Here is a 12,294-nt window from a genome sequence, read left to right on the forward strand (position 1 = left end):
CCGGCAGCAGTTCCTCCCGGACCACCTTTACGTACGACTCCCACAGCCCTTCGAGGGAGTCCACGGCGGTGGTGCCCCCGGCCGGGCCGACCGCCCGGTACTGCGCCATCGCCTCGTCGAAAGCGGCCGCGTCGGTGTCGAACGCCTCGGTGTACTTCTTCGTGCCCGCCGCGTCAACGGCGAGGGCCTGGTTCGACACGTCCAGCCGGGCCTTGAGCACCGCCGCCCGGACCCGGGAGATCGAGGCGACGGCGATCAGGTTACGGCTGTAGATCCGGCGGGCCGAACTGCTCACCGAGGAGAGCGCCGCCACCCCGGCGATCCCGACGGAGATCGCCACCAGCGCCGCGAGACCGACCGCGGTGAGGATTTTTACACTGGTGGACAGGTCGGTGAACTGGGGACGACGCGAGGTTCCAGCGGGCATGGGCGGATCCTTCGACAGCAGGAGGGGGACTTCACTGCTCGCCCTATTCGACGGGGCTGGCCACAAGTTGCGAATCCGGTCCTATGAATCCGGTTGCAGTCGGGTTCGCTCCCAGCCGAGGAGACCAGCGCAGCGTCGCCAACCTGGTCGCCGGCCTCTGCCGGCCTGGAGCTGTACTCGACTCGCCGAGGAAGATGAGCGCCGCGTCGTTCCGCCCTCTGGTCACGCCGCCGACCAACAGACCATCGGCGGAGATCCAGGTGCCATCGAAGCCCCGGCCCAGCGTCGCGGCCTTCTCGACGCCAGTCGCGTGGCCTCGCTAGCCTGCCGGGCAACCACGTGATCGGCGTCGAGGTTCCGAACACGCCGCATCACGGCGGCGACAGCCGGCATTGGAAGCCGAGGCGGCGCCGGTTTTGCCAGACAGTCAAAGGTTGAGTCGGGCGCGAAGAGTACGGCGGGCGCGATCTCGCCCGCTGAGCGCCGCGGTGCCTGGGACGGATGCGGTCGAGATCAACGCCGTTGCGGGCACAGGTGGATGCTGTCGGCCTCGACTCGGGTGTGGACACGCCCGCACCACCTCGGTCCAGCCGCCGGTCGGTGCCTGGGCAGCGTTTTCTCCGAAAGGACCGCCGACGATGACAGGCCCGTGGTGCAGGGATCCATTCGCTAAGAGTTCAACGGGTGGTGAGTCCACCCTTATCCGGACTTTGTCGTGTGACACGAAGTTCCATGGTTGGTCTTCAGGACGGTCGACATCGAACCTGGCGAAGGTGCCGAGCGCCCCACCGGGGAGGGGCGCCCGGCGCGGCCACTATAGATCGGACGGGCGGCTGTGCAGCAGTCGGGCCGGTCCGCTGCGGGGAACTCGGCGGCCCTTGTCCGACGCGGTTTTGAGCGACTGGCGCGTTGACCCAGTCAGCGCCCCGTACAGCGTTGACAGCTTCGTCACCCTGATCGCCGCCCGCCGCACCGGCTCAGCCGACAACCTGGCCACCGCGCTGATCCATGCCTAGGAGCAACAGGACAAGCTTACCGAGTGCGAACTGGTCTCGATGACCGTCGGCGTGTTGATCGGCGGCCATGAGACCACCACGAACCGCATCAATACGGCGCTGCTGACCTTACGCCGCCACCCGGATTAACTGGCGCTACTCACGGAAACTTTGAGCCGGATCCCGGCCGCATTCGAGGAGCTGCTGCGCTTCATCCGGCTCGGTGACACCGATGCCGTACTGCCGCGCGTCACTACCGGGGAGGTCGAGCTGAGCGGCGTCCAGCCGCCCGCTGGTGCGCCCGTCCTCGCCACGTTCCTCACCGTCAACCGGGTGAGCGTGCGTTTTCGGTTTGTCGACAGCAGCAGGGGTGTCTCGGTGTCACTTAGGTTTTCCTTTAGATGCTGGGTTACGGGAAGCCCTGGGCCGGGAGAATCGCCTCGTGGGTGTAGTTCTGCCTGCTTCTGTCTGAATGGGCGTGGGTCCGGCGAAGTCCCAGCCCGCCGGGAGTGGGATCTGGGGGTGGCCTCCAGCCGTGCGAGTCTGCCGCCGGGGCCGACAACTGGTCGCAGTGGCCGGGGCTGGCGCCAGGGGTCCGTCGGATGCTTGATGCCTGCCGGTGCCGTAATCGTGAAGTTGCTCCACAGCGACGGGCCACAGACGGGGCTGATGCTCTGACCGGTCAAGCGGGTGTCATCGCCGAAGACGTCGATCATCGAGTATCGACATCTGCCGACTAAGGTTGATCATCGGGCCCCGCCGGTCCTGCACCGCCTCACCGAGCCGGATCCCGTGCAGTAGGCAGCCGGAGCGCGCCTGAGGGCAGCCGCCGACGCGGTTTACCGCGGACTGATGCGATCGGTGCGCTGATCGGTTGGTACCAGGGAAGCAGGGGCCATCATCGTGCTCAGTGCGGCTGCGGATCGGGGCGGCGAATAAAGGAAGCCCTGCCCGATCGGGCAGCCCAGCGCCCGTAGTTCGCTGGCTTGCTGTTCGGTTTCGATGCCTTCGGCAACAGTGGTCAAATGGAGGACCTGGGCGAGGCGGACGATCGCCTCGGTGATCGCCGATCCATGCGTGGTGTCGTTGAGTTCAGCGACGAAGCTGCGGTCGATCTTGAGGATGTCGACGGGTAGCCGGGTCAGGTAGCGCATTGAGGAGTAGCCGGTGCCGAAGTCGTCGATGGCGATCCGGGCCCCGTGTGAGCGGAGCGCCGTCAACGCGTCAACGGCGCTGGTGGCGTCGACCAGGGCGGATTCGGTGACCTCGAGGACCAGGCGATTGGCGTCGACGCCGGCGTGAGTGAGTACGGCGAGAATTTCGTGGACCAGGGTCGGTTCCTGGAGCTGGCGGGGTGACAGGTTGACGCTGATGTACAGGTTGTCGGGCCAGGCGGCGAGCTGCCGGAGGGCTTCTTCCAGGACCCATACGCCGATAGCGACGATCGCGCCGGTGTGTTCGGCGATAGGGATGAAGGTGACAGGAGAAATCGTGCCGCGGGTCGGATGGTGCCAACGCAGCAGGGCTTCAGCGGCGACCGGCCGGCCGGTGCCAAGGTCGATCAAGGGTTGGTAGAGCACCTGCAGCTCACCACGTTCGAGGGCGTGGTCGAGTTCGGCCGCTAGAGCGGCATCGTCGGCGCGGCGGTCGATCATCGACACATCCCACATCATATAACTGTGGGTGCGAGCCCGTTTGGCCTGGTAAAGCGCGATTCCAGCTCTGGTGAACAGGGTGAGGGGGTCGCTGCATGCGGCGGTGGTGACGCCAATGCTGGCACGGATGGGCACGGTGTCGCCGCCGATATGAACAGGATGGGTGGCGAAAGCTTCCAGGATCCGGGTGGTCACAGCGATGATGGCCTGTTCGCTCAGACGGCCGTTCACCAGGACAGCGAATTCATTGCCGGCGAGTCGGGCCGTGACGTCGACGGAGCGCATACTGGCGCGGAGCTGGTGTGCTGTCTCGATCAGGACGGCGTCGCCGGCGGCGTGTCCGTGCGCTTCGTTGATCAAGGCGAAGCCATCCAGATCGACCAGCAGCAATGCTGGTTGTTCGTCGCGGCTGAGGGCTTGGGTGAGAGCGGCGTCGAAGCCGGACCTGTTCATCAGGCCGGTCAGCGGGTCGGTGACGATCATGTCCCGGTGTTCGCGCAGCAGGCTGTGCTGATGCACCGACAGGGCGCCGGCCATCACCGTCATTGCCACGACCAGCCCGCCCCACGGGATCAGGTCGTCCTCCCGGATCGAGACGACCATCAGCAGGGTGCCGCCACCAGCGAGTGCCGCGACGGGTAGGTACGGCGCCCACGCCGGGGTGACCCGGATCGGCATGGTCAGTGGGGCTCGGGGCCGTGGTTCGATGAGCATCGGTGCGACCGTCATCAGCAGGGCGGCGGTGGTCAGGATGAGGCAGGCGATCGCGGACTGCCCGGTGTGCAGGCCGTGAGCGGTCAATACGGGCCAACCGCTACCGGCGACCGAGTACAGGCCGAGGCCCGCGACCAGAACGGTGATCGGGTTTCGTATTTGGGTCACCGTTCCCGAGAGCAGGCTGGCAGCAACCGCAGAGAACAGCAGCAGATTGCCCAGCGGTAGCCAGAGGGCTGCGACCCATATCTGCAGCGGGTGACCGCTGGCGAGAACGGGGATGAGGACCGAATTCCAGAGCAGCATGAACCCGCCGGCGAACACGGCGACCACCTGTGCCAGGAAGGTTACGGCTTCGCGGCTGTGCAGCAGCCGGAACGGGCTGAACAACACGGCGCTGGCGAGCAGCCCCAGCGCGGTGCTCTGCGCGGCGATATTCGCCCAGGCCCAGCCTTCTCCGCCACCGAGATTGCCGATGATGCCGACGGCAACCGATAGCACTGCGCACAGTCGGCCGGCGGCGGCGATGCGCCAGTACACGGCGAACGCGCTGTGCCGGGCAGCCCGGGCGCTGTAGAAGGCGCCGAGCAGGTCAAGCGTTGGCAGGGTAACCGCCAGGATCAGTGGTCGCAGCCCTGCGTCGAGGACACCGAGGAACTGGGTGGCGACGGTGATCACCACCAGCATCATCACCGGCACGTTTCGGAGTGATCGAAACCAGCCTGCTGTTCTCGTGATCGTCACCCGTCCCCCCGCGGCTGGCACTTACTCGCCGTCACTCGCACGGTTGCTGGCTCACGACCGGCCGCGTTTCGCGAATGGCAGGCGACCCCCCACGGTCACCTTCTCACCGTGTCCGCCACCAGCAGCGATAATCGCGATACCGGAGCATGTGCCCCCAGGCTGTGCTAGCCGCAGGGCCCCGGCCATCTGGCAAGTCCTGGCGGCTCATACCCGCGGACCGGTGGACCAACCGGTCATGCTGGCATCTATCAGGGCGTTTGCGGGGCCCGATGGCGGTGACCCGGGCGGAGATGGCCGTGGGTAGTTACCCTTGTATCCGGTATGGCCCCACCTCGCCTCTTCGGCGACGCACCGAACTCGATTGACCCCACGGATCCGCTGCCGTCCCCTACGAACTGCTGCCGTAACTGCCCGGCGCTTTACCCTCGCGGGTCCGCGAGACGAACCGCGGTTGCAGCCGCCCGGCCCCCAGATAGCGGACCGTTGCGGTGCCGCCGTTTTCAGGGCTGGTTTCGGCCGCCACCAGCGTCACCCCGCTGTGCATAGCGCTGACCTGCACGGCGAGGGCGGATCAGGCCCGGTGCGGAGCTGGTTCTCGCGACCGTGACCGGCTTCGACGTGATGATCATGGTGCTCAAGGATGCAACCAAATGGTGTAGTTGCCTGGCTCTGGCTGGCACACTTTCCGTGAATGATCTCCGGGGGAGGTTGAAAACTGGTTGCTATGCGAGCTCACGCAGGTCAGGCGCCAGCATCGAGACTCGACGTGGGCTAAGCCGGTCGCCGTCACGAAGAATGTGTCAGAGCCCACCACGAAGCTGGCAGCGCACTCGAGTCCAGCTTCCTGCACGGCTCGGCAAGCCCTTCTTACTTGGCAAGCTGCTCGTCAGCGGATCAGCAGAGAGCCAGTCACCTCGCCCGTCTGGGTCGGTGGACGCGCGTCGCGACCATGGGGGCGTGACCATCTTTATGTCGATTCCCAGCCTGGCTGACTGCTGGTGCGCGGCAAGAAGCGTGCGCAGCTCCGAGCACGGCGATGCCGTCATTCGGTGGCTGCGCCCCCGGGCAACAACTGTTCCGATTCTGCGGTCGCGGGGTCCGGTCTCCCTGCAGATCTACATCGCCGCCCGGGAGAAGCGCCTGGTCTGGCGCTCGGCGAAGCACTTCCTGCTGCTAGAGAAGCCCGGCGTGCCACATCAAGCGCCGGCTGACTCACCATGGACCGCTCGTGGACTTCGCGTGGTGGACGAGTACTGGCCCGTCTTGGTGGGGCTAAGCATTCTGTACCTCGCTGCCGTGCCGGTGACGTGGTGGTTGATCAACGTTCGCCGCGGCACAGCTTCCGGGCCGCTGTCGATGGCTGCCGCCTGGGCTTTGCTGGCGATCATCGCCCTCTTCTTCGTGGTTTTCGTCTCGGCGGCGATGCGAGACTGTTTCAGGACGATGTTGCCGCGCGACCCGGTAGCCTATCGCGGTGGCATGGCTGTCGATGAGATGCGCACGCAGCACTGGTCAGTGCAGATCTGCCATACCCTCGATTCCGCAAGCCTGCGTCGAGACCTGAACTTGTTGCTGTCACAGTCGTCTCTCGATGGCCGGCTACTGGTCCTCGAACGGGGCATCACCACCTCGGACGCCTGCGAGACCGTACTCACGTCGCCGTACGCGGGTCAGCTTGTCACCGGGCCCCGGGCCCTGCTGCTGTCGCGGGATGCGTCGTGGCGGGTCACGCTGCCGGATCTGCCGGAGCGTTTCTGGCAGTGGGGCCGATACGCGGTGTACTACGTGTGGTCGGTCCTGCTCGTCACCGTGTCAGCGTTTCTTGCCCGCGTCGTGGCCGACGTGGAGGCTGCCGCGTGCGCGGACGGCGACTGCAGCGGGCGCCCCGTAACGTACTGGGACGCTCTGTACTGGCTGCTCAGCAGACTGGTTAGTGGCGACCCCGAAGGCATGAGCGCCGCTACAGCCAGCATACGCATCGTTGGCCTGCTGGCCACCGCCGCGGGAATGGTGCTCCTCGCCGGCCTGCTGGTCAACAGTTCCACCACAGCCATCAATCGACGACTTACAGCACCTGAAGTCGCCGGCTCCCCTGACGGCTTGGTCGCCTTGAACGAACCACCTGCCATTGAGCGCCCCGCTGACACCGACAGTCGACGTGCGGGGCGGCCCGCCGCAGTGGTGTCAGCAGCCACCGCACTGATGTGCAGCATGGCCATCGGCGTCTACCTCGGCTCCCGGCTACGCGACCGCGCGTGACAGCGGAGCCGCTAGCTTCGGTCGCGGAAAGTGGGATCTGCCACACTTCGCGACGGCGACCAGCTCAGCCCACGTCGAGCCTTCGATGCTGCTGGCCGACCTGCGTGAGCTCGCAGAGCCGTCAGTGTTCGATCTCCCCCCGGAGATCATTCACGGAAAGTACGCCAGAGCCCGTTGTCCGCGACCGTGGCCACGGGTCAGGCGTTGCAGAGCGATGAACGCGTGGCTGTGCTGCCACGGGTGACATGGTGTGGTGCTGGCAAAGGGCGGTCTTCGGGCCGAAGCATGTCCACACATTCGATGTGCCAGCGTGGCTCTTCGGGCGGTGCACGAGGCGCGTAGCTTCGCTCTCGCCCATCAGGAGGCAGACGCGAATGACTCAGACGACGGCGGAGGCAAGGTGCGGTCGCATCGTGGCCAGGGCCTTGGTGAGCAGCCGCGATACGTGCATCTGAGAGATGCCGATCTCCTCGGCGATTTGCTGCTGGGTCAGATTGCCGTAGAAGCGCAGCTTGACGATCTTCTGTTCGCGGTCGTCGAGCTTGGCCAGGGCGGGTCCGACAGTGGCGCGGATGTCGACGACGGCGTAGTCATCGGACTCGTCGCTGAGGGCTCGCCGAGTTCGGTGGCGCTGTCGGGGCCGATCGGGGTGGACAGGCTGGTGGCGTTGTAGGCGCGAGCACCTTCGAGGCCTTCGAGGACCTCTTCCTCGGTGATGCCGATGTGGGCCGCGATGTCCGCGACCTGCGGCGGGCGGCCGAGTTTGTGGGTCAAGCTGTTGTTAGCCTCGCTGATGGCCAGCCGCAACTCCTGAAGTCGGCGCGGTACGCGGATCGACCAGGTGCGGTCGCGGAAGTGGCGTTTGACCTCGCCGAGGATGGTGGGGATGGCGTAGCCGGCGAAGTCGACGCCGCGGTTCGCGTCGAACTTGTCGATGGCCTTGATCAGGCCGATCGTGGCGGTCTGCACGAGGTCGTCGGTGGGTTCACCGCGGCCGGAGTACCGCTTGGCGATGTGCCGGGCCAGCGGCACCCATGCCTCGATGGTCTTGTCCCGCAGCGCGGGCCGGGAGGGGTGGTTGGCAGGCATCGCGGCCAGGGCGGTGATGAGGTCACCCGCGATGTCCTGCACACGACCGTCACTGATCGTGTCGTTCGAGGCGGTAGCCTTTACGCTAGCCGTCTCGACGGAAGTCGCGGTCATGGTGTCCTCCTGCTGTTCTACCTGGACAGATGTCCGATCGGCAGCAGAACCATAGCCGAATAGTCGAGGGTAAAGATAGCCGAAAGTACGAGTCACGGTAAGTCATTGATAGGCTTCGCAGAGTTCCTTGGTAAAGGGCAGTTCTGAGACCCGCAGAGACCCGGTGCGCGGCGCACCTCGGCGCAGTCACCTCCGGCACCTGCCACCCAAAATCGACCATGCCGCTCTACACCAACGGGTTGTATAGAAACACTCGCCGCGAGCCCTTCTACGACCGCGATCGGCAGCTACATCAGACGGCCGCCACCCACGGGAGCACGCCACTACCCCACTTCTCGACCTGCCCTATACAGCATGTTCGCCGGGATCGATCACGAAGACGACGTTGCCTCGCCCGCCACGCCGCCCGCACCCCACCGGCCTGAACACGACGCTGCGCCCCGGTATTGAGGAGTCGGCCCTTATCGCTGCGCAACGAGATGTTTGCGCCGGCTACATCGCCGATCGTAACCTCACCCGGCGAGGACGATCCTCGCCACGGCGGCACGCGACCGGGCCCTTGCCGACGACATCAGACAGCAAACCTCCGCCCTCCGGGACGGCGGACCCGGTGCAGTCCGAGCTGGAAATTCCGGGCCTACCGGATCCCGGACAGAAATCCCCCGGATTCATCCGTGGGGATCGTTAACGCAGCTCACCACCATTCCCAGACCACCGGCCGCCGGTTCACCCTGGCCGGCCCCACCCGAGCAGTGCGGTGCCACCTCGAAGTTGCCAGCATCTACGACGTCATTGTCATACCGCTCGCCGACCACCCACCAGCCAGGTGAATCAGGCAACCGAGATGGTTGAACTCGCAGGCTCGGGGCATGATCCATTCACGACACCGGCCGGGTTCGTGCGGCTATAGATCCCCGTGCCCGGCCGAGACCGATGAGGGCCCCCGCTTCCGGCGAGGGCCCTCATCGTGCGTGCCCACGCCACGGTCATGTGCTGCCGTCTCAGGTCCAGGTCAGCAGGAGCAGGGCGGTGTCGTCACCATGTCGGCCGATGTCGTGACGCTGGACCTCGGCGAGCAGCGCCGTGAGGTAGTCGGCCGGAGCGCCGATCGGGGTCAGCCGCGAGGCGAGGTCGAGGAACCGGTCCTCGCCGAGTCGGGCGCCGTCGTCGGCGAAACCCTCATAGATGCCATCGGTATAGAGCAGCAGTCCAGCTCCCGGGGGCAGCGAGACGGTGGTCTCCTGCCATCGGCCGCGGCCAGGAAACATCCCCAGGCTCAGATGTGAACGGACCGGCGCCCGGCAGGCGCCCTTGCCAGTGACGATCAGCGGCGGCGGATGGCCGGCACTGACGATCACCGCTTCCGACCGGTCGGGAGAGATCCGGACGGTGCAGGAGGTGGCGAACATCGCGTCATGTGGGCGTTCCGCCACGAGTACCTGCTCCAGCAGCCGCATCCGTTCGCCTTTACCGACCCCGGCCAGGGTGAGCGTGCGCCACCCCACCCGCAGCCCAACCCCGATAGCCGCTTCGTCGGGCCCGTTACCGCAGACATCACCGATGACCGCGTGAACCGCGCCGTGAACGTCTTGGACCACATCGAAGAAGTCCCCGCCGAGCAGCGAACGCTGCTGGCCCGGAACGTAACGGCTGGCGACGATCAGGGCCGGGTCGGTGGTCAACGGTTTCGGTAACAGCCCGCGCTGCAGCCGCAGATTCTCCCGGCTCTGTAACCGGCTCTCCCGCAGCTGCCGCTCGGTGAGTTGCACCTGCCGCCGCTGGACGGCGTACTGAATGGCCCGGCCGAGCAGATGACCGTCCACATGGTTTTTGACCAAGTAGTCCTGGGCTCCGGCAGCGACCGCCGCGGCACCCATCGCCGTGTCATTCAGGCCGGTCAGCACCACCACCGCCGTATCCGGCCAGCGCTGCAACACCCTCGACAACGCCGCCAGCCCTTGACCGTCGGGCAGGTTCAGATCCAGCAACACACAGTCGGGGCTCTCCGTCACCGCGACCGCCTCGGCCAGGCTGGCAGCATGATCGCAACGGTTCGCCAGCCCGCTGTCGGCCAAGTGCTCACGTGTGAGCACCACGTCGCCGAAATCGTCCTCGATAAGCAGCAACGACAGCGGCCGGATCACCGGCGGCGTCTGCGCGCCGACAGCCCACGGCTCCGCGGGGGCATGGTCGCTGCCGCTCATAATGCTTCCTTCCTCACCAAAGGCTGTGGTCATCCTGACCGGCTCTTCAACTCAGGACACCAACATCGAGACAAGCAAAGAACCCAGCGGCCGATGCCACCTGATGTCCGATAGGTGTACGAACCATCCGGTCGCCGTCATTGTCGCGTCCCGCCCTCGTCAACGTTCTCCCGCCCACCAGCAGAACCCGCGCCAAGACCGCACCTGATATCAGAAGCAGCACACAGCCAAGACCTTCCTCCAGGTCGTCTTCGGATGCTCCGCCACTGATCTGCGGGCGTGTGTGACGGCCGCTATTGCGGGAACATCTCCACCCGTGAGCCACCTGGAGACTTTCCCTCTGCCGCTCGGCGCGCACGTGCTGAAAAGCTGGCGGCTGTCTTCCAGCGCCGACCTCACAGGGTTACGAGCGAATCTCTCCGCGGCGTTGCAGACACTGCAGCCCTACGTGCCGGGGCCGTCGGATGACGTCGTCGACAGCATGGTGTTGGTCGCCACCGAACTGGCCACCAACGCCATTCGGCATGGACAGCCACCCACCGAAGTCCGACTGTTGCGAGCCGACGACCGGCTCATTCTCGATGTCGCCGACCGCGACCACCATAACGCCCCGCGACTTTCACCGGAACGGGCCGTGGGCGACGGCGGCCTCGGGCTCATGCTCGCCCGCTCCCTATCACTGCAGGTCAGCTGGTATCGCGACGGTGAGAGCAAACACATCTGGGCCGCTTTCAACGACTCCGGTGAAATACCAGGATCAGGGCTTTCATCTGGATCGGTTTGACGCCGGCCACAAAGCTGTCACGATCGACGAGCCTCCCCTGGTCGTGGGCCGCTCGTCACCGAAAAATTCCACAAAGAAGAACGGGTGAACGCGACCGAACAGGCAGAAGCAGCCCCACCCGGGGGACGTGGATGCCACCGGAGAACCCGTCAGCCGGCGACTCGATCACGACCAGGCCGCCGCAACCACACCACGATGGGCCCCAGGACACCCTCACCTGCTGGCAGTTGCCGTCCCCGCTCCTCGCCGACGCCCTGCTGGCGATCACTGAAGTGGTCCAGAACGTCACGCAGCACACCGGCGCCGGCGGCGAAGGCACTCTCATCTACCAGGCCGGCACCATCCTGGTGGAAGTCTGCGGTGCCAGCCCGAGCCGGCCGCAGCCGTGTTGACCCGACCCCGACGCATCGACGGCCGCGGACTGCTCATCATCGCCGCTGTCTGGCATACCTAGGGCGTGCGCCCCACGTCGACCGCAACCGGCAAGGTCGTCTGGGTACAGATGGCATCAGAACCAGCCGCTCGATACCACAACCACGGCTCGAGAGGCCCTGTCAAGGCAGGCGGGCGACATCACGGTAGAAGTCGCTGATCTTCCGGATAGCTCCCTCGAAGGCCACCAAATCGATCGGCTTCGTCACGAACGCACTCGCATGCTGCCGATAACTCGCCAGGATGTCCGGCGCCGCATCCGAGGTCGTCAGCACCACCACCGGGATCGCCGTCCACCGCTCGTCGTCCTTCAAGCAGGTCAGCGTCTCCAGCCCACCCATCCGAGGCATATTCAAATCCAGCAGGATCAGATCAGGCCGGCCGTTGCTTCCAACTCCCGCCTCCAGCAGCTCCAAGGCGGCACGACCGTCCGAAGCCCGCACCATGACCGTTCCGGGAGCCGCCTCCTGCATCGCCTCCTCGATCATCATCACATCGGCATCGTCATCATCCACGACCAGAACGTTCAACATCCGACTCGGACCCAACGCCACGATCAGCCTCACTTCCTAAGGCAGCGGAACCCGCATAGCCGTCACCGACAGCGGTACCCTCAGCCGGCGAATCGATGCCCGCCACCCGGCCCACGCCCTGCGCGATGCCGGACAGGTACCCAGCGACAACTTCTACGCTAAACCCGACGGGTCTTACAGCCGGATGATGCCCGATCACCGGTCTCCCGGACCGTCGGATACAGGCGACTGCTTGCTCGGAGGAAAACGGAAGGCCGAAACCCCTGTGCCCAAGGGCCGCGTCCCTGATTCTTCGTAGTCCTGAACGGACCCGGACCAGCGATCGGGCGGGCGGCACCCTGGGT

At 65.9% G+C, this 12,294-nt stretch carries 9 protein-coding genes and 1 pseudogene; 4 read left to right on the forward strand and 6 right to left on the reverse strand.

What is annotated here, in order from left to right; all coding sequences use genetic code 11:
• Window positions 1-427, reverse strand: a 427-nt coding sequence (locus tag Aco03nite_RS50940) for an MCP four helix bundle domain-containing protein (protein ID WP_203810219.1), incomplete at its 3' end; no start/stop codon positions are given.
• 878 nt (window positions 428-1,305) lie between these two features.
• On the opposite strand from Aco03nite_RS50940, the gene Aco03nite_RS50945 reads away from it, so the two are divergent.
• Window positions 1,306-1,443: a hypothetical protein gene (locus Aco03nite_RS50945; protein ID WP_203810221.1), complete on the forward strand. Its 138-nt coding sequence runs from the start codon at window positions 1,306-1,308 to the stop codon at window positions 1,441-1,443.
• Between the two features lie 818 nt (window positions 1,444-2,261).
• Here Aco03nite_RS50945 and Aco03nite_RS50950 read toward each other — a convergent pair.
• Complete coding sequence (locus Aco03nite_RS50950; RefSeq protein WP_203810223.1) at window positions 2,262-4,481, reverse strand: putative bifunctional diguanylate cyclase/phosphodiesterase; 2,220 nt, start codon at window positions 4,479-4,481, stop codon at window positions 2,262-2,264.
• A gap of 442 nt (window positions 4,482-4,923) precedes the next feature.
• On the reverse strand, window positions 4,924-5,067 hold the full coding sequence (locus Aco03nite_RS50955; protein WP_203810225.1) for a hypothetical protein: 144 nt from the start codon (window positions 5,065-5,067) through the stop codon (window positions 4,924-4,926).
• A gap of 425 nt (window positions 5,068-5,492) precedes the next feature.
• Between Aco03nite_RS50955 and Aco03nite_RS50960 the strand changes: the two genes are divergently transcribed.
• Window positions 5,493-6,794 carry a hypothetical protein gene (locus tag Aco03nite_RS50960; RefSeq protein WP_203810227.1) on the forward strand — a complete coding sequence of 434 codons (1,302 nt, stop codon included), beginning with the start codon at window positions 5,493-5,495 and terminating at the stop codon, window positions 6,792-6,794.
• A 379-nt stretch (window positions 6,795-7,173) separates the two neighbouring features.
• Here Aco03nite_RS50960 and Aco03nite_RS50970 read toward each other — a convergent pair.
• Both Aco03nite_RS50970 and Aco03nite_RS50975 read right to left on the reverse strand, forming a co-directional pair.
• Window positions 7,174-7,997 (reverse strand): annotated as a pseudogene (locus tag Aco03nite_RS50970) (SigB/SigF/SigG family RNA polymerase sigma factor).
• Between the two features lie 1,001 nt (window positions 7,998-8,998).
• Window positions 8,999-10,201 (reverse strand): PP2C family protein-serine/threonine phosphatase, encoded by a 1,203-nt coding sequence (locus Aco03nite_RS50975; RefSeq protein WP_203810231.1) that lies wholly within the window; start codon window positions 10,199-10,201, stop codon window positions 8,999-9,001.
• Between the two features lie 316 nt (window positions 10,202-10,517).
• Between Aco03nite_RS50975 and Aco03nite_RS50980 the strand changes: the two genes are divergently transcribed.
• Together Aco03nite_RS50980 and Aco03nite_RS50985 are read left to right on the forward strand one after the other, a co-directional pair.
• A complete protein-coding gene (locus Aco03nite_RS50980) occupies window positions 10,518-10,985 on the forward strand; it encodes an ATP-binding protein (RefSeq protein ID WP_203810233.1) in 468 nt (155 codons plus the stop codon).
• Between the two features lie 131 nt (window positions 10,986-11,116).
• On the forward strand, window positions 11,117-11,377 hold the full coding sequence (locus Aco03nite_RS50985; protein ID WP_203810235.1) for a hypothetical protein: 261 nt from the start codon (window positions 11,117-11,119) through the stop codon (window positions 11,375-11,377).
• Window positions 11,378-11,539: 162 nt separating this feature from the next.
• Here Aco03nite_RS50985 and Aco03nite_RS50990 read toward each other — a convergent pair whose 3' ends face one another.
• A complete protein-coding gene (locus tag Aco03nite_RS50990; protein ID WP_203810237.1) occupies window positions 11,540-11,950 on the reverse strand; it encodes a response regulator in 411 nt (136 codons plus the stop codon).
• Window positions 11,951-12,294 lie beyond the last annotated feature (344 nt).

The sequence above is a fragment of the Actinoplanes couchii genome (assembly GCF_016862075.1).
Classification (GTDB): domain Bacteria; phylum Actinomycetota; class Actinomycetes; order Mycobacteriales; family Micromonosporaceae; genus Actinoplanes; species Actinoplanes couchii.